This is a genomic window from Bacteroides sp. OM05-12 (assembly GCF_003438995.1).
Lineage (GTDB): Bacteria > Bacteroidota > Bacteroidia > Bacteroidales > Bacteroidaceae > Bacteroides.
This window is the reverse complement of sequence record NZ_QSUN01000001.1, coordinates 459,739-479,330: the sequence shown is the minus strand read 5'-3', so window position 1 is coordinate 479,330 and position 19,592 is coordinate 459,739. Positions and strand designations below refer to the sequence as shown.

The 19,592-nt window shown below is 38.8% G+C and carries 12 protein-coding genes and 1 pseudogene; 2 read left to right on the top strand and 11 right to left on the bottom strand.

Features of this window, described 5'->3' with window-relative positions; genetic code table 11:
• Positions 1 to 255: 255 nt before the first annotated feature.
• Genes infB through rimP form a run of 3 tightly spaced genes read right to left on the bottom strand, consistent with a single transcriptional unit; the run spans position 256 to position 5,158 of the window.
• Entirely contained in the window at positions 256 to 3,372 is a 3,117-nt protein-coding gene (infB, locus tag DXB63_RS01765) for a translation initiation factor IF-2 (RefSeq protein ID WP_122124643.1), read from the bottom strand.
• A gap of 59 nt (positions 3,373 to 3,431) precedes the next feature.
• Entirely contained in the window at positions 3,432 to 4,688 is a 1,257-nt protein-coding gene (gene nusA / locus DXB63_RS01760) for a transcription termination factor NusA (protein WP_122124642.1), read from the bottom strand.
• A 2-nt stretch (positions 4,689 to 4,690) separates the two neighbouring features.
• Positions 4,691 to 5,158: a ribosome assembly cofactor RimP gene (gene rimP, locus DXB63_RS01755; protein WP_122124641.1), complete on the bottom strand. Its 468-nt coding sequence runs from the start codon at positions 5,156 to 5,158 to the stop codon at positions 4,691 to 4,693.
• Between the two features lie 153 nt (positions 5,159 to 5,311).
• Here rimP and DXB63_RS01750 point away from each other — a divergent pair, with 153 nt between their 5' ends.
• Positions 5,312 to 5,716, top strand: a complete 405-nt coding sequence (locus DXB63_RS01750; RefSeq protein ID WP_122124640.1) for a hypothetical protein — start codon at positions 5,312 to 5,314, stop codon at positions 5,714 to 5,716.
• A 55-nt stretch (positions 5,717 to 5,771) separates the two neighbouring features.
• Here the strand turns inward: DXB63_RS01750 and DXB63_RS01745 are convergent, their stop codons facing one another.
• The 4 genes and pseudogenes from DXB63_RS01745 to DXB63_RS01730 all read right to left on the bottom strand — a co-directional run bounded on the left by DXB63_RS01745 (position 5,772) and on the right by DXB63_RS01730 (position 9,602).
• Positions 5,772 to 6,947: a DUF418 domain-containing protein gene (locus DXB63_RS01745; RefSeq protein WP_122124639.1), complete on the bottom strand. Its 1,176-nt coding sequence runs from the start codon at positions 6,945 to 6,947 to the stop codon at positions 5,772 to 5,774.
• Positions 6,948 to 6,950: 3 nt separating this feature from the next.
• Positions 6,951 to 7,135: pseudogene (locus DXB63_RS18170) on the bottom strand (acyltransferase); the annotation flags it as partial.
• Positions 7,136 to 7,761: 626 nt separating this feature from the next.
• Positions 7,762 to 8,901: a glycerate kinase gene (locus tag DXB63_RS01735; RefSeq protein WP_122124638.1), complete on the bottom strand. Its 1,140-nt coding sequence runs from the start codon at positions 8,899 to 8,901 to the stop codon at positions 7,762 to 7,764.
• On the bottom strand, positions 8,898 to 9,602 hold the full coding sequence (locus tag DXB63_RS01730; protein ID WP_122124695.1) for a YgjP-like metallopeptidase domain-containing protein: 705 nt from the start codon (positions 9,600 to 9,602) through the stop codon (positions 8,898 to 8,900). The genes DXB63_RS01735 and DXB63_RS01730 overlap by 4 nt, the downstream gene beginning before the upstream one ends.
• Positions 9,603 to 9,840: 238 nt before the next feature.
• Between DXB63_RS01730 and DXB63_RS01725 the strand changes: the two genes are divergently transcribed.
• A complete protein-coding gene (locus DXB63_RS01725; RefSeq protein ID WP_122348109.1) occupies positions 9,841 to 10,818 on the top strand; it encodes a head GIN domain-containing protein in 978 nt (325 codons plus the stop codon).
• Positions 10,819 to 10,906: 88 nt separating this feature from the next.
• Here the strand turns inward: DXB63_RS01725 and DXB63_RS01720 are convergent, their stop codons facing one another.
• The 4 genes from DXB63_RS01720 to DXB63_RS01705 all read right to left on the bottom strand — a co-directional run bounded on the left by DXB63_RS01720 (position 10,907) and on the right by DXB63_RS01705 (position 19,578).
• Positions 10,907 to 12,436 (bottom strand): Ig-like domain-containing protein, encoded by a 1,530-nt coding sequence (locus DXB63_RS01720; protein WP_122124636.1) that lies wholly within the window; start codon positions 12,434 to 12,436, stop codon positions 10,907 to 10,909.
• An 82-nt stretch (positions 12,437 to 12,518) separates the two neighbouring features.
• A complete protein-coding gene (locus DXB63_RS01715; RefSeq protein ID WP_122124635.1) occupies positions 12,519 to 15,413 on the bottom strand; it encodes a zinc-dependent metalloprotease in 2,895 nt (964 codons plus the stop codon).
• 27 nt (positions 15,414 to 15,440) lie between these two features.
• Positions 15,441 to 17,675: a collagenase gene (locus tag DXB63_RS01710; protein WP_122124634.1), complete on the bottom strand. Its 2,235-nt coding sequence runs from the start codon at positions 17,673 to 17,675 to the stop codon at positions 15,441 to 15,443.
• Positions 17,659 to 19,578 (bottom strand): trehalase family glycosidase, encoded by a 1,920-nt coding sequence (locus DXB63_RS01705; RefSeq protein ID WP_122124633.1) that lies wholly within the window; start codon positions 19,576 to 19,578, stop codon positions 17,659 to 17,661. Before DXB63_RS01705 ends, DXB63_RS01710 begins: the two co-directional genes overlap by 17 nt.
• Between the last annotated feature and the right edge of the window lie 14 nt (positions 19,579 to 19,592).

The following is a 19,592-nucleotide window of genomic DNA, read 5'->3' as shown; positions in this document are numbered from 1 at the left end:
TCACTGTAATGCAAGGATGACCGATGGACAATTCGATGGACAATCTCTATTCAGGGGGGATACGGCAAATGGAGTAAAACAAGTAGTTATCGCACTTCACAATAACATGTAAAACAGCAATTTAAATAGGTTTATGCTGCAAAATACTGACTACTGCTTTGGGGATATTCCCGATATTAAAGGTATATAAAATAAAAGAAGGTGTATAAAAACCTTATACACCTTCTTGCTGATTAACTCTATTTTAAAGAATCGTTATAGCGTTTGTTTTACTTCCACTTCCTGATAAGATTCGATGATATCACCTTCCTTAATATCATTGTAGTTCTGCAAACTGATACCACATTCAAAGTTGGTAGCTACCTCTTTCACATCATCTTTGAAACGCTTCAAAGCATTGATTTCACCTGTAAAGATAACGATACCGTCACGAATCAAACGAGCCTTATCGGAACGTTTCACCTTACCTTCTTTCACCATAGCTCCGGCAACCGTACCCACCTTAGTAATGTGGAATACTTCACGAACCTCGATGGTAGCAGTGACTTCTTCCTTCATTTCAGGAGCAAGCATACCTTCCATTGCGGCCTTCACCTCTTCAATTGCGTCATAGATGATAGAATACAAGCGTATATCCACACCTTCCTGCTCTGCAAATCTACGTGCCGATGCAGACGGACGAACCTGGAAGCCAATAATAATCGCATCGGAAGCAGCAGCCAGTGTTACATCCGATTCGGATATCTGACCGACAGCCTTGTGAATGACATTTACCTGGATCTGTTCTGTAGACAACTTAATCAATGAGTCACTCAATGCCTCGATAGAACCGTCTACGTCACCTTTCACAATTACATTCAATTCCTGGAAGTTACCCAATGCAATACGGCGACCCACTTCATCCAATGTAAGTAATTTCTGAGTACGCAAACCTTGTTCGCGTTGCAACTGCTCACGTTTGTTGGCAATCTCACGTGCTTCCTGTTCTGTTTCTATAACATGGAATGTATCACCGGCGGTAGGTGCACCGTTCAAACCTAGAATCAATACCGGTTCGGATGGTCCAGCTTCTTTAATACGCTGGTTACGTTCATTGAACATAGCCTTGATCTTACCGTAGTTTGTTCCGGCAAGTACAATATCTCCCATCTTCAAAGTACCGTTCGATACCAATACCGTAGCCACATATCCACGTCCCTTATCCAAAGTAGACTCGATGATAGAACCCGTAGCACGGCGTTCCGGATTAGCTTTCAGTTCAAGCAAGTCCGCTTCAAGCAAAACTTTCTCCATCAACTCAGCTACACCAATACCTTTTTTTGCTGAAATATCTTGTGACTGGTATTTACCTCCCCATTCCTCAACAAGGAAATTCATACCTGCCAATTCTTCTTTAATCTTGTCAGGATTAGCTGTCGGTTTATCTACCTTATTTATAGCAAATACGATAGGGACACCCGCAGCCATCGCATGGTTGATCGCCTCTTTTGTCTGTGGCATCACATTATCATCGGCAGCAACTATAATAATCGCAATATCCGTTACTTTCGCACCACGAGCACGCATAGCGGTAAATGCCTCGTGACCCGGAGTATCAAGGAAAGTAATATGACGTCCGTTTTCCATCTTCACATTATAAGCTCCGATATGCTGAGTAATACCTCCGGCTTCACCGGCAATTACATTTGCTTTACGGATATAGTCAAGCAACGATGTCTTACCGTGGTCAACGTGTCCCATTACGGTTACAATCGGTGCACGCGGCTGCAAATCTTCCGGAGCATCTTCATCCTCCGTTATCGCTTCAGCTACGTCCGCACTTACATACTCAGTCTTGAAGCCAAATTCATCAGCAACCAAGTTGATTGTTTCCGCATCCAAACGCTGATTGATAGATACCATGATACCGACACTCATACAAGTACCGATAACCTGATTGACAGAGATGTTCATCATGCTGGCCAACTCGTTTGCCGTAACAAACTCCGTCAGCTTCAACACTTTGCTTTCCGCCATTTCCTGATCTTCCAACTCCTGTTGACGGTTGAAAGCTGTTTCACGTTTCTCTTTACGATATTTGGATGCTTTATTCTTTCCTTTAGTCGTCAGACGAGCCAAAGTTTCTTTTACCTGCTTAGCTACATCTTCATCACTTACCTCAACTTTCGGTAATGGTTTCTTAAAGCGGTTATTGCCTTGATTGTTATGCTGTTTATTCCCTCCGCCTTGATTATTGTTTTTCTTCTCACTGTTCGGAGTAGGGCGGGAAATATTAGAAGTCGTTATATTATTTATATCAACTTTTTCCTTATTGATACGACTACGTTTCTTTTTCTTTTTAGCTTCATCATCCGGACCGACCGCTTTCGACGTTTTCTCGTCAACTTTACGTATTTCCTTGATAATGGCGTCTTTCATCTGTTTCTTTTGTTCCTGACGCTGCTTATCTTTTTCCTCTCTTTCCTTACGCTTTTCTTCTTTGCTTTTTTTCTTAGGACGAGTCGACTGATTCAATGCATCCAAATCTATTTGTCCGATTACATTTATTTTCGAAACAAACTCGGTTGGACGGATTTTAAATACTTCATCAGATTCATTTGCATCGGCTTGCTTTACTTCTTCCACAGTTTCCGGTTTTTCTTCTTTATCTATATTCTTTTCTATCTCTTCTTTTATTTCCACAACCGATGCAGGTGCAACTTCTTCTTTCTTCTCTTCCACAGGGATTTCGACAGGAGTTTCAACAACTTTCGGAATCTCAACTTCCGGTAACTCGACCTTAGGCGCTTCCACTTTTTCGGGAGTTTCCACTTTTGGAGCAATAACCTCTTCCTTCACCACCACCGGTTCAGGTTTTTCCACTACCGGAATGATAACAGGCTCTTCTACTACTTGTTTTTCTTCTTTTAACGGAGCAGGTTCGGGTTTCAGCTCTACAGGTCTTTCTACCACTTTTTCCTCTACTTTTTTCTCTTCTGCCTTCGGAGCAACCGGTTTTTCCGGTTTTTTATTCAGATTGTTCAAATCTATTTTCCCCACAGGCTTGAACTTCGGACGTGCGTCTTCCGGGACAACGGTCTTTATCAGATCTTCTGTTTTTCCCTTATCCGCCTTTTTCTTTTCATCATACCCTTCAATAGCGATAGTCGCTTTATTCCTATCTTTATTTTGACGTTCCTGAATGAACTTATCCGATTCAATACGCAAATTCTTATCCTTGCTAAACTCTTTCACGAGTAAAGCATATTGTTCTTCGGTTATTTTCGTATTCGGGTTAGCCTCAATGGCATGACCCTTCTTTTGCAGGAACTCAACTACCGTCGCTATTCCTACATTCAAATCTCTTGTAACTTTGTTTAGCCTAATCGTCATACTTTCTTTTTAAATGAATAATGAAGAATAAAAATGATAAAGAACTACGTCCGTTTCCTCTATTCTTCAAATTCTGCTTTCAAAATACGCAACACTTCATCTACCGTGTTTTCTTCCAAATCCGCTTTTTCAATCAACATCTCACGCGGAGCGTTCAGCACAGCCTTAGCCGTATCAATGCCAATAGCTTTAATCGCATTGATTACCCATTCGTCGATTTCATCTTTGAATTCATCCAAATAGATATCTTCATCCTCCGTACCAGCTTCCAATTCGCGGAATACATCAATAGTATATTCGGTAAGCATACTTGCCAGTTTGATATTCATACCGCTCTTACCGATAGCCAAAGACACTTCTTCCGGTTTCAAGAACACTTCCGCCTTACGTTCTTCTTCATTCAAACGGATAGACGAAACTTTCGCCGGACTCAACGCACGCTGAATAAACAGCTGTGTATTAGATGTGTAATTTATCACATCAATGTTTTCATTACGAAGTTCGCGGACAATACCGTGGATACGAGAACCTTTCACACCAACACATGCACCTACCGGATCAATTCTCTCATCATAAGACTCCACTGCTATCTTCGCACGTTCACCCGGAATACGGGCAATCTTTTTAATCGTAATCAAACCGTCATTAATTTCCGGTACTTCCATTTCAAACAATCGTTGCAAGAAAACCGGAGATATACGTGACAAGATAATTTTCGGATTATTATTCAGATTATCCACACGTGCAACTACTGCCCGTGCAGTTTCTCCCTTGCGATAAAAGTCACTGGGAATCTGTTCGGTCTTCGGAAGAAGCAACTCATTACCTTCATCATCCAGCAACAATATTTCCTTTTTCCAAATCTGATATACTTCAGCATTTATAATTGTTCCGACTTTATCTATATATTTATTATAGAGGCTATCCTTTTCCAATTCCAAAATCTTCGAAGCCAACGTCTGGCGAAGGTTCAAAATAGCACGACGTCCGAATTTAGAGAAAATAACTTCATCAGTCACCTCTTCACCTTCTTCATAAGAAGCATCGATTTTTTGCGCTTCGCTCAATGCTATCTGCATATTCGGGTTAGTCAGTTCGTCATCTGCCACTACCGTACGGTTACGCCATATTTCAAAGTCTCCTTTATCCGGGTTCACAATCACGTCATAATTTTCATCCGTGCCAAACATTTTGGCAATCACGCTACGGAATGACTCTTCCAACACACTGACCATGGTGGTCCTGTCGATATTTTTTAATTCCTTAAATTCCGAAAACGTATCAACCAAACTGATTGTCTCTTCTTTCTTGGCCATAATTATTTAAAACTAATTAAGTATTTAGTGTATTTTATATCATCGTACGCAAAAGGTACATCCTCTTCTATCGTTTTAGGGCGTTTCGCTCCTTCCAGGCGAACCTTTTTCTGCAATGCCACCACGAATTGATTTTCGTCGGCGTCTTTAAGAATTCCGGTAAATTTCTCTCCCTTCTTTGTAAGCACTTCCACCTCACAACCAATATGGATACGATACTGTTGCAATACTTTAAAAGGTTGTCCGATACCGGCCGAACCGACTTCTAATTCAAAATCTTCTTGCTCACGGTCGAGCTTTGATTCGATAAAACGGCTTAACTCCACACAATCTTCAATCCAGACACCTTCGGCATGATCTATCTCAACTGTAATCTTATCGTCAGGACTGACGTTTACATCTACCAAAAAGTAATCTTTTCCTTGAAGCCACTCTTCAACAATGTTAGTAACTGTTCCTTTTTCTATCATTTATTCACTATTAAGAACAAAAAAAGGGCTTAATCGCCCCTCACCTCTCATCCATTTCGAGCGCAAATATACAAATAATACTTTCGCTAACAAAATATTAATAACTTTTTTATTAGATTTGCAGCTATAAATCAACTTTCTAACGAAAATATTATGCCGAAAAACCATTTGAATACCAACAAGCAGTTCATGATAGGTAACGGAATACTCGCTTTCGCTGTCATTTTTGTAGTTGTCATCTTCGTTTACATGAGTTTGCGCCTGAAATCGGAAAAAGAAAATGAAAGACACTTTACCGAAATCTACAATATAGAATTGGTCAAAGGTTTTATCGGAGACTCTATCTCCATCTATATAAACGACAGTCTGTTGATGAATAACAAAATAGCTTCCGACTCCGCAAGATTGACCGTCAAGCGTTTTGCCGATGAAAGTGCTTTATTGGTTGTCGATAATTTTACGGAACAAGTATCGACTTTCAATCTGAGTGAGAAAGGAGGCAATATTCTCCTTCGTAAAGAAAACGGGATGATACTTCAGGAAGGAGAAACGAAATAATTGCAATAGGTTAAAAGCAAATTGCAGACAAGGTATTTATTACTTTCCCTATGTTTTATTTGCCTGCCCCTATCCAAGTCCACCTATGCCAAATATATTCTAACGGTCCTTGTTTATATCTACCTAACCACCACTTACTGAATTTCACTTGTAAAAGGAATGTAAGAAATCCGATTAACAAACTGACCGTATATCCACAATAAGGAGCAAGGTACAGACCAAGTGGAAAATAAATGATTGCTCCTATGACGGACTGGGTTATATAGTTGGTAAGGCTCATCTTTCCATAAAAACGTAGATTATTGACAGCTTGGCTGAATTTCCGGCTTTGGTAAAGTAAAATAAAAGACGAAACCAAGACGAATGTAAATGCTAATTTTTGCCACATATCAAATGCTGTTCCAACAGTTTGCTGTATAATCATGTCATTTGTCATAATAAGCTCTTTCAATGTATATAGAGGGGCAAACGCAATAGCGGATATTATCAAGGTTTTTACCCAAAAACGAAGGTTCTTTTCTGTAGAAACAAAAAGTTGTTGCCTACCTATGTAGAAGCCTAAAAGAAACAATCCGGCAGTTTGAAAAAAACGTCCGGCATTCACAGCCCATAATAAACTGGCTTTTTGTCCCAACGTAATATTGCCCAAAATGAAATCCCAAAAGTTTCCGGTTTTCGTGTATTCCGCCACTTCCGCATACATTTCACCGACTTTAAGGTCGGGCAATTGATGCGCCGGATTTATCAAATTGGCAATATAGTGATACCATTCGACAGGTTGTAACAAAAAAACAATGGCAGTTATAAGAATAGCCTTATCACTCCAATTTCGAGTAAAGAACAACACAAGTCCGACTATCACAAACAACAATAAAACATCTCCTGCAGGGAAAAAGGCTGCATTTAATGTAGCAAAGCCAATTAACAATACCAATCGCCATAGAAAGCGATAGCCAAAATCCTTACCTAGTTTCCTTTGATTGTTACATTGAATATAGAATGTAAATCCGAATAGAAGTGCAAAGATCGCATAGGCTTTTCCGGCAAAAAGAGTAAAGATTCCGTTAAATACTCCCAAATCTAATACATTAAGCCAATTGGGAGAATTTGCCGGATAGACCGGAAAAATGAAATGCTCCAAGTTGTGAACCAAAATAATAGCCATTACAGCAAAGCCACGTAAAGCATCCACAACCTCAATACGAGTTTCTTTGTTTATTAGTTGTCCCATGAATTATTTGTTTTGTAATATCTTAACTCGTTTATTCATCTGTTTTTCAAAGTAATAATAGGAATGCAGGCTATAAAACAACCGTGCAGAAAAGAACCGGGATAGAGATGTACCATGTGGTATTCCGCATAAGACAGCAGTACAAAAAGGTGTGTCATATAAAAACTGTAACCAATCTCTCCCCCTAAAGTCTTTCTATATTTTACCTATACATTTAGAAACCAAACTGAATGCTGCAAAGATAAGAAAAGTGTGTTCATAAAACACATCAAATGGTGTATATTTAACCGGTAGATAAAAAACGAGAAGGAACTTTCATAGATAGCTAAATTGTATTTATAACATACGGTCGATTGATGATAAACGATAGGAGTTTGTAATCAATCGACCGTATGCTTGTTTGCAATCGTCCGTATGATTTTTTTAAACATCAAGACAGTTTTATAAATCGCCTAAGGGAGCGTTGGCTAACACACAAGGGGGCGTTGACTAACGCTCAAGGGAGCGACAGCTTACGCCTAAGGGAGCGTAAGTCATCACTCCCTTAGGCGTTATCGGCTTATTTATTCTGCTATTTCGCTATTATTTATTTTTATTTGACTTGCCTTCACCTTATCACCATTTACCCCTTTACGCTTGATTTATAACCAATTAAAGTGAAGGCACTTTTTTCAAAGAATAATTTAGCCGGGAAAGTCATCAATTTCAAACGAACAGTCTATATGAAGCAATATAATCAATCGTTCGTTCCTTATTTTACCATAATTGAGACCGGCAAGCAGTTTATCCGAGCTGAAATAAGACAGTAAAGTTTTTACAAATAGAGCCTCATGATCTGCATAATTGTCCGACGGATATTTCCCGTCACATACTCTTTTTCCATTGCTTTTTCCAAAGAAACCGGAGCCGGAAGTAAGGGAAATACTGCCTGAAAACCATAATCATTCAATAAATCAACATCTTCCACACTTCCACCGATAGCTATTACCGGAATGCCTTGGCGACGTGCCACATCCAATACACCGGCAGGAGTTTTGCCCATCATTGTCTGCCTATCCAATTTTCCCTCTCCGGTAATAATCAAATCAGCACCACAAACAACCTGTTCAAAGTTTAGAGCATCCAAAATCATACGCACACCGGATTTCAGTTCCGCATCCAGAAATGCGAGAAAAGCTCCGCCCATCCCTCCGGCAGCTCCTGCACCGGGAGTTTGGTCTACATTTTCACCCGTCTGTTCTTTGATAATATCAGAGAAATGCTTCATTCCCGCATCCAACGCCCGAACCATCTCCGCATCTGCACCCTTTTGAGGAGCAAAGACGCAGGCTGCGCCATGTTCTCCGGAGAAAGGATTATTGACGTCACAAGCTACAATAAAATGCGCATTCTTCACTTGGGGTAACACATTTGTGCTATCAATCTTATCAATATCTTTTAAGGTCGCCCCCACCGCAGCAAGTTCTTCATCTTCTCTATTAAGAAAACGATACCCCAATGCCTGCAACATTCCCGTTCCGGCATCATTCGTAGCACTACCACCTATGCCTATAAGGAATTTAGTACATCCTCTTCCCAAGGCATCCTTAATCAATTCTCCCGTACCGAAAGTAGTTGTAATCATAGGATTACGCTCTGAAGAAGAAAGTAATGTCAGTCCGCTTGCCGATGCCATTTCCATCACAGCAGTCTGCCCGTCTCCCAATATACCATAGTCGGCAATGACCGGCCTCATCAGAGGGTCATGCACAGTACAGGAAACAATAGAGCCGTTCATCGCCGCTACCAACGCATCCACCGTACCTTCTCCCCCGTCTGCAACAGGCACTTCAACCACTTCACATCCGGGCAACACTTCCCGAATAGCAGAGGCCACACTCCCTGCCACTTCCACAGAAGAGAGCGAACCTTTAAAAGAATCTGCCGCAACAACTATTTTTCGTAAAGGCTTCATATTTCAGTTCTATATTTTCTAAGTTCTTCCCGCAAAGCTAACGCCTTACCATCTGTCAGTTTGTTCAATAATGCCCAAAAGCGTTCTCCATGATTCATCTCTTTCGTGTGGGATAATTCATGCAGTAAAACATAATCTACCAGATGAGAAGGTAAAAGTAAAAGGTAATAAGAAAGATTGATATGTTTCTTTGCCGAACAACTACCCCAACGCCCTTTACTGGAATTGATACGAACCTGCTCAAACGGCAAACCGAATTTATCCGACAATTCTTGCAATCGTAGTGGCAACACACTCTTCGCATTTCTACGTAAAGCCTCTTCTATCACCTTATACAACCATGTTTGCAACTGCTCATCATCAAAGTCTGCCGACAGCGGACAAACAATTTGTAAGACTCCTAACCGGGAATGTGCCAAAAACTTCGGATGTGTTCCGCTCACCAATGAGAGCTTAAAAAATGGTGTATCTATCTTATAAGAAAGGTCTATCCGTTTCCTTTCCACCTTTTTCTTATCCCCTTCCAAACGGACACGATACTTTTCAACCACCGACAGAATCTCTCTCTTACTTACACCGGGAGGCACAGTAATACAAATGCCTTCCGTACGTGTACGTAAGATAATATGCCGTGCACGCGGATTAACCTTTATAATCAACCGTCCCAGCTGTTCGTCTATCCATTCTTTTTCCTGCATCATACCAATCAGTCGGATTACAAATGCAAAGATATAAATATAACCGTTCGGTAGCAGCGAACCACCTGTTTTAAAAACGAACAATTTGTCCGATAATGAACAGATAGATTTAACAAATAATCGCTAAATATCAACAGATTATCTTTTCGGCATATCTCTTGTACTTTATTTTTTCAGTGAAGTGCAACTTTTTAACGGTTGGCTGCGTCTAATTAATAAAGAACAATCAAATAATACGCTTATGAACACTACTTTTAAAAATCTGGCTTATACAGCCCTTGCCGTCACTCTTTTAATGCCAACAATTACTGCTTGTGCACAAAAAGGTATTAAAGCCAGCAAAAATTACATTACCAAAGACGTAAAAGTATCCGAATTCAATGCAATCGAACTTTTAGGAAGTCCGGACATTGTTTATACACAAAACAATGACGGCAAAACAAGTGTGGAGATATATGGTTCCGACAACTTGGTAGATTTACTTGAAGTGAGCGTTCAAAAGAATACGCTTGTGGTAAAGTTCAAACCAAATTCTTCTTATTACGGAGAAAGCCGGTTAGAGGTAAGAGCCACCAGCCCGTCTCTTAACAGAGCAACATTAAAAGGTTCAGGAGATGTAAAGCTAAACAGCGACATCACCTCCGATAATCTTGAAATCAACCTGCAAGGATCGGGAGATATTAAAAGTAATGGAAATATATTTTGCAAAAGAACATTAAAAACGATGTTACAAGGTTCAGGAGACATTGATCTTTATAAAAACGTCCAATGCTCGGTTGCAACGGTCACACTGCAAGGTTCAGGGGACATAAAGATACAAAACATGACAGCCTCCTCCGGCAGCATCAAACTACAGGGATCAGGAGATATTGATGTAAAAGAATACTGCAAATCCGGAGAGCTGACTGTAGGATTACAAGGATCAGGAGATGTAAAGATTAAAAATATCGAAAGCACATCAACAAATGCCGAGTTAAGCGGTTCAGGAGATATGGAATTATCGGGCGATACACAAACGGCAGTTTTAACACTTAACAATTCAGGAAATATTAGAGCCGACAAGATGAAAGCCCAAACCGTAAAAGCGACTGTAAAAGGTTCGGGAGATATAACTTGCTATGCAACGGAAGAACTTGTCGGAAATGTTTTGGGAAGTGGAAGTATCCGATATAAAGGAGAACCAAAAGTCCAAAGCACCTCAAAGATTAAACCTTTATAAAATAAATACTCTCTCTAATTAAGAAAAGGCAGCCATCCGTGACGGACAGCTGCCTTTTGCTCACACTAAAACTTTGTTATCTAAAACTCTACCTCATTACCTTATAGACAACTCCATTTACTTTAACAACATATATTCCTTGACCTAAAGCAACATGATATTGATTCATTGCCTGAACTTTATCTACCAAAACACCGGCAACTGTATATACCTCAACGGCTGCTTCTCCTTCAAATTCAACTTGGATGCCGTCTTCAACAGAGAACATACGAACACCTGCTACCGCTTCATCAATCCCGTCAGCTCCGCTAACCGTCAATGTATATGTAGCAGTTGCAGCAGCAAATTTACTAGTTGCAGCAGCAGAAGCAGTGATTGTTGTTGTTCCTGCACCTACAATCATAACCAAACCGGTAGCATCAACAGTAGCAACAGCTACGTCAGAACTTGTATAAGTAGCTTCTGCATCCGTATTGCTTGTCAGCTCGTTAGTAAATGCCTCATCACCTACGTTCTTTGATATAGTTGTAGTTGCATATTCAAAAGTAGGAGTAGCCAAACTTACAGTCAAAGTATAAGAAACTTCTATTGAATTAAATTCTTCAGTTGCTGTTGTAGTAGCTTTAATAGTAGTTTCACCTGCACCTACAATTGTTACTAATCCTTCTGCATTTACAGTAGCAACACCTTCGTCAGAACTGCTATAAGTAATTTCTACGTTATCTGTATTGGTTATTGCATTTGTAAAGGCTTCATCACCACAAACCTTTGTTACAGTTTCTTCTGCAAAAGAAACAACAGGATCTCTCGCTTCTATAGAACCAATCACTAATATTTTAGAGAAAGTTTTCCATGTATCTGCAGCTTTATATTTATCTACAGAACCTTCCGGCACATATAAAGTACAACCAGCAGGAGCTCCATTAATAGATTCTACAATCATATTCCCATCTTCATCATAAACCCAAGTGTTATTCTCATAATCATATTTATACTGTATACCAAACATTCCATATACACCTTCATTTATACTAGCCGGATCCGCAATATCACAAGTAAAAGAGATTAGAGCATCATTACCTTCAAGAGCATTCTCTGCAATCCATACCATTGTCGGTGATAAAGTAATTTTTTTCAATTCTTCATTTCGAGAGATTCCTGAACCATCTATCTTCGCCAACGTTGTATTTGCAAAATCTATTTCTTTCAATTTTGTACCACTAAATGCAAGATAATCAACTTGTATAATGTCTCTAGGAAATACAATATTTGTTATAGTTGCATTATTATAAAATGCTTGGCTAGGAATATGATTAGGCTCATACTCCGTATTTTCATCCCCATAAGAATAAGTACCGTCAGCACCTGTATATGTGACAATACTTGTTTCTGCAATATCCAACTTCTCTAAAACAGGTAACTGATCACGCATGAATTTAAAATCCACAGCATTGATTTCTCCCTTAACAGTAAGTTCTTTTAATGCAGTACGATCTGCTTCGTCAATTTTCGTAGCAAGTGTTCCGGCAGCACCGGTTGCCAAATCTACAGTCTTTGTTTGTCCAAAAGTAAAGGCGGAAATAAATAACATTCCGACCAATAGTAAATTCTTTTTCATAATACTAAATTTTAAGATTGAATAATTATATCTTCCGTAAACCGGTTTGCAGATTCCGGTTTACAGAGTGAGTTAATTCTTTTTATTTTACCATGATTTTCTTTACTGTAGTAAGTCCGTCTTTAGACAGATGTACAAAGTAAACTCCTCTAGCCCAGCCTGAGACAGGAATAGTTATTTGTCCTACAGTCATAAAATCATTCCATATCATTGTTCCGGATATGTTATAAACTGCAACCTGAGTATTTTCAGATGCTACAATGTTTAACATGTCACTGACCGGATTCGGGAATGCAAGAGTTTGCATTTCATCAAACTTGATACTCTCATTAGAAACCGGCCTTTCACCAGCTAAAATCGATTTTCCCGGATTCTGATTATAGCCGAATTCATTGACTGTGAAATAAGAGCCATCTTCTGAAACTGTTATTTCAAACCATCCATATAAAGTTTTACCTAAATACTCAAACGAAAGTCCGGCATAAGCAGTCTTACCACGCCAATCGGTAAATTTACGAGTTGCAATATCTAATTGATCAGGATAATCTCCGGGAACCACCCAATTAGAGTTGGGTCCAATCTCTGTTCCTTCCATTAAAGGTTCTATATTCCTTGTGTCTTTTATACATACCATCGGTTTCATATAGGTCTCCAGTTTCAAGTGCTTTGTTGCATATTCCCAAGCACCATAACCGGTAGCATAAGTTAAAACATCAGGAATGGTAAAGTTTGTCCATGCTCCGTAAGAACCTCCGGCTCCCACTCCCACCGTACCAACAACAATCTTATATGGATCTAAGAATCTAAACTCTATTGAAGTAGACAAATTTGAAATATCGTCTTTTGTAAATACTTCAGGTTTAACGGTCAATGAGGCCATCGTTATATCTTTGGCGTTATGGCTCTCAGCCTTTCCTTCAAAAGATAAAACAGCTTGCTGGTCGGAAATAACTTTTAAGTGTGGAGTCAATCCCTTAGGTGCCTTGAATGTATAATCAGTACCCTCTGCCAATTCTCCAGTTTTACCAAACGTATTATCACCCATTATTGCAATATTAATTGTCTGGGTAATAGCTCCGTTATTCGTTTCCGGGTCTTCAGTCACCGTGGTTGTACCAAATACAAGTTCTGCTTTTAACTGCTCAGCACCTTTTTGACCGGCTACGATATCAGCGCCTGGTTCTTCATTAAAGGCATAATCCAATAAAGTAAACGATTTTCCATCAGCAGCTACCGAAATTTTCATCCAACCATATAATACATCACCGGAAGTTATTCCTTGGAATTGAATACCGACAAATGCTAATTGACCTTTCCAGCTTTCATATCCTTTAGAAACTAAAGTTCCTAAATTAGGATAAGTAGTTATACCAGTTGTCCATTTAGAAGATTTACCTATTTTATCTCCATATTTCACAACACCCAAATTGGTTCTACCAGTTCCGGCCATCTGTTTTCCATATGATTCAATATATAAGTTGCCATAATAACTACCTGAATTAGAGTTCCACATTAAACCGAAATCTGAATTCTCAAACCTGTCATCAAGTTGTATAAATTCCCAACCATAAGATGAAGAAATAGTAACATCAGCACAATCGACATATTTTATTCCGTAAGGTGCTCTACACTCCAATGTTAAAGGCAGTTTACAAGAATAAAGTTCCCCGCTTTCAAGCATACTATTTTTAAAAGTAACAGTAAACTTAATATCCTTATCATGAGTAGCAGCTTTACCTTCAAAAGTCATAACCAATTTCGTATCATCCACTCTTACAACTTTAGGAGTTAAACCAGCCGGAAGATTTTCAGTAGTAAAGTCTGTCTCATATGCAAATGTTTTATTAGCAAGCTTTCCATTGATTAATGTAAATTCAAATTTACCATCAAAAGAACCGTCATTAGCAGATGCTTCCAATATATCACCACGACTAGAAAGAGAAATACGCTTCATGTTTTCATCACTAAAGAATACTTTATTGCGTGTATCTTCTGACCACAATGTCACACGTGCCGGATGATCCAATGCATCTAACATTCTTTCTACCTGTCCTTTAGTATACATTGAAGTACGTTCATAAGAGTAATTCATGTAGTTTGTCCAATTCGTCAATTCACCTTCACAGTTCAAATCGTCCGGTCCCATTAAAGGTCTGTCGGCTTTAGGCGTATCATCCACCCAATCTCCCGGATTAGGTTCTCCCTTAGCATTCGGATTACAACCATCCGGCCAGCGACCACCATTATCATCAAATGTATGTGCCAAATTAAAAAAGTGACCAAACTCATGTGTCAATACTCGACGGAAATTTTCATCTGTATTTGTTCCTATATATGCTCCATTATAAACAACACGAGCAATATTCTCTTCCATCATTTCAACATCCGGATACCAAGACACACCGGAATTATTAGTTTCACCATCAGCATAAAGATCATTCATAATATACACGTTCATATATTTATGATTATCCCAAGCATATAATGCCATGCGAGGCGCATAATAATTTCCAAACCCACTTTCCAGACGATGATAAGTGATACCGGTAGTAGCTTCTCCATTAGGACCGATTTCCGCCAATTTGAATGTTATCTTCATATCAGCTTGCAGCTTATCAAAATCAGGATTATCATCTCCTGTATTGGCTGTTATTCCTTGAAAATCCTCATTTGTTTTTCTCAATGCATCTTTGATAATCTCATCATTAAGTGTAAGCCCATTAAATTTCTCTCCAAAAACATGGAATACAACGGGAATTACATAAGAATCCGGACGTTCGGATGCCTTCCTTGTTTTATGAGGACGATTATACCTTTCCAAAGCTTCCGGATGAGCTTCAAAGAATTCATGGATCTGTTCGTGTGCACGACAAGGTAACGGTGCTCCCGGCACATACCCCGGTACATTTTGTGCTAATGCACCCAAAGTACTCGACAAGCACATGAATGCAATTAAACAAGCTTTTCTGTTTTTCATTACTAAAAATTTTGGTTATTTATTAAGTTATTGTTCTGGTGGTAAATATCCTTTGAATACTAATTCAAAAGTTGATTTACCTTTTTCTATTTTATAATTTAAAAAGTATGCAGTGACAGTCTTATAACCATTCCATTCCTTTTGAGAAAGTGCCTTTAATAGTTCATTCGTCATTTCATCCATCAACATTCGGTCTTGAACTTCTCCTTTCGTCTTACCTAAAACTAGCTCTCCTCTTAACTCAAATGTATTAAAAGCATAAGAACGATGCTCTATGACTTTCATATTCTTAAGTTTAGCAAGTTTTTGAATTTCACGATAAAGTTCCTTATGATTCTTTGCGGAAATATTATCTGCATAATCCTCAGAAATAGTACGGTCTGTAAACTCTTCCTCTTTCTTTTTCAACTCATCCATAAAATCCACAAATTCTTGTCCTAAGACTTTATCTTCCCTGAGTCGTTTTACAAGTGCTTTATAATTCTCCGCATTACCGGTCTGAATGGTCTTAAATAATTCCTGCATGATTTCAAGATGCTGTTCATACATAAAACGATACATCACGTATGAATAAGTATAAATCTGCGATCCTAGTTCATAACCAGAGTTTAACAATGAGTCCAAAGAAATACGTTCAGTTCTTTCAGACGGCAAGCGCTTCAACATGACCTTTCTTGTTGGCACTCCATCCGCTCGAGTACTTCCTGCCTGGAACTCGGCACCTCCTTCCTCTACCCAAGTTAAACCACTTCCTTCGTACAAAGGGCCTTCCCCCCATTCTCCCGGGCATAGATAACGTCCCTGTAAATAATGGGTAAATTCATGTCGGAATAACTCCTCCAGTGTGTAAATACTTTCACTGGGAGTACGTTCCCAAGTAAAGAATTTACCCCAGCTTTCAATGTAAATTCCTCCATTATCCGTATCTACTTCATTAAGAAACCAATTATATTGGTATTCTTCCGGAGAGTTAAAAATAGAAGCCACAAGCTGATCGTCCTTACGTCCAAATCCGTCAATCGGAGTATCCCGCATTACAAGTCTCAAAAACTGATCTTTTACTTCTTTTGTAGCCCAATATAATAGCTGTACCTTCTTAGGATCAACCTTATCACCTGTATTAAATACCAATGTGCTATCTTCAAAATAATACCAATTAGGAAGTAAAGCAGCTTCTACATCTTTACGCACTTGCTTCATATCCATCGCTTTCAGTTCATCCTCAAAGTAATAATCCATATTCTTTATAGCCTCAATCCAAGGACGTGAACAATAAGGATAAGTCTCCAAAGTGTTTTTCAGGAAAGCAAGTTGCTGTTTATCGCCCAACATTCTTCCCGTATGATCACCCACCCAACGAACCGCATGCACGAATAATTTGCTGTTTTTACCCGTCAGATTATTTTTATACAAAGCTAATTTTGACAGTTCTTCTACATAAGTATCTATATGACCATAAAACTGACTTTTATCCGGATGCCGATAATCTTTATATCTATCCGTACATAAAGCATAATCTATGCCATCTCCCAAGCGAAGCATTGCCGAAATTTTAGAAGAATCATTTGCATACACAGTCCTATTATCATTAAAACGACGAACTAAGGAGGATATCTTCTCAATTACTCCAACACTTGTAATACCACTTCCCATCAAAGCTCCCACCGAATAAATCACCTTATCCTGTACAGAGTTACCGGAATCACCCCAACTAAAAGCCGGATTATCTATGATTGATTCTAAAGCAGGAATTAATTTTTCTTTATACTCCCAACTGGCAATCGTGTCTAATGCACTACTAAAGAAAGCACGATAAAATCCGGCACGAAGTATTTCCGTGTATTTACATATGCCCTTATCATCATCTTTATTAAAAGCTCTGCCTGCATTTTCCAACTCTGAGATTAAAGCATCCATCAATTCATTATTCAGATAAAAGGCTTTCGTTCCCTGGTTCATTTTAAACAAATCAGAAATATTATAAGCACTTTTCATCTCACGAATCGTCTCCATCGCTTTCTCTACTCCCATCTCACTTAATTGTAACATGGTAAAAGTAGGACCTACAATATTTCCCGATTCATCTGCTGCATATACCGGACTGTCAATGGAAGGTATATAATCCGAATCTACCTTTGCTGTATCATTTACAAGGCTATCCACCGTACAAATATCACTAGCATGGCACAAAAAGAGATTACCGACTAATAGGAAAGCCGTAAATAAAGTATATCTCAAATATTTATTACTTATTCTTTCCATAATCTTTATATAACATTAGAAGATGCGCAGAAGACCAGCTGAAATGAGGTGCTTTTAATTGCTCACCTGTATGTGTTCCATAATTTTCATGTATTGCTCCATTACCTTTTAAACCCTGCAACCTGTCAAAAACTTGGCGGGTATATTTATCTGCTTCTTCTACATAACCGTATTTTCTTAATCCGGAAATAGCAAAATAAGTCTGATCTAACCATATCGGTCCTCTCCAATAACCTTTAGGCATAAATTTAGGATTATCCGCAGCTACAGTCGGGAAAGGAATATATGTCGAGAATTTTGCAGTATCAGTAAATAATTTCATGGCACTTTCCATCTGCTCTTTACTCGCAATACCTGTCCAAAAAGGTATATATGCTTCACTTCCTTCCTCTTCTACAAACTTTCCATTTAATTTTCTATCAAAGAAGAATCCCAAATCTTTATCATAAAAATAAGCACTGATCTCTTGTGTATAGTCAGGTTCATTGAAAGGTTGCTCCGCAATCACTGCCAAATCTCTCAAGATCGAATATTCATAAGCAAGAAAGGCATTCAAATCGACAGACTCCTGGTCAAAGCTCCAGGCTGTTTCACTATTCTTCACCATTTCTGCATCATCAAAACGAATCGCATTATCCATCCCACTTTCCCAAGCTGCTGCTTCCAATGTACCATCTACAGAACCAAATTCACAGATTCCATTCGAATCATGGTCACGGTCAGTATACCACCAACGATAATAATTCAGCAACTGAGGATACATTTCTTTAACAAATGACGTATCTGACGTTTCCTTAAATATTTCATTCACTGCCCATGCTGCTAATGGAGGTTTACTGTCGCGTGCATTATTTTCCCGAATATCCGGATAAATACAATCAATGATCATTCCATTATCCAACTGATAGTCAAACATCGCACGAACCTGATTCTTTGCTAACTCCGGAGCAAAACTTGCCAAAGCAACAGCATGCTTCCATGAATCCCAAGCCCAAAAGCCCATAAAATATCCCACAGCATGAGAAGGGACAACACCATCATGCAATAGGCCACCTTTACTACTTCTCCAGTTTGCAATTAGAGTAACAACCGCTTTAACAGCTATTCTATTATATTCTTTCGGCATATCCGGCCTCAAAACATTCTTTAAATAATTATCCCAACATTGATAATGTTTATCAATATATTTAGTTGGCTGTGATTGTATATCTTTAATCGCATTGACATCAAAGACCTGTCCTTTCGGATTGTTCAAAAAAGATATTACCACATAAAAATGCTTTCCTTTCGGAGTAGTGGCTTCATATCCACCATCATAAATACGGATCTTTGTATCTTCAGGAAAAGTAAGTAAACACTGGTCACCGGAAGGTAAAGAAAACGTATATGAATTATTCATAACATTCTGAGAGACCTTATCAGCCAATACTTGACCATAAAAGCACAAAGGTTTATTGTCTTCCGATGTACATTCCAACAATGCATTAGATTTATCTACAAAAAGTAAACGTTGCGCAATTGTACCTGCATCCGAAAATGACTTCATATATAACTCTCCCGGGAAATAGCTTACAGAATCCGGATGAAAAACAGCATCCATATGTCCTGCAAACCCAACAGATACCAATGACGGAGAAAGCCAATACCGACTCTCTAAATTAAATGGTCCGCAAAAGCCATTTACCCATTGTTCTTTCTGAGGAATAGTGAATCCCATCCATGATCCCTGATCAGAGAACCAACCACGACAATAAGTTGAATCACTGGGAGTATAAGATATATCCAATATATCTCCATACTCATGTACTAATGAAGAACGTTCTTTATGACTGCAATCAGAGCAATAATTAAAAAGTGCAATTATTACAACGATTAGACAAGTTGCTACTATATATTTTCTCATAGTTACTATTTTTA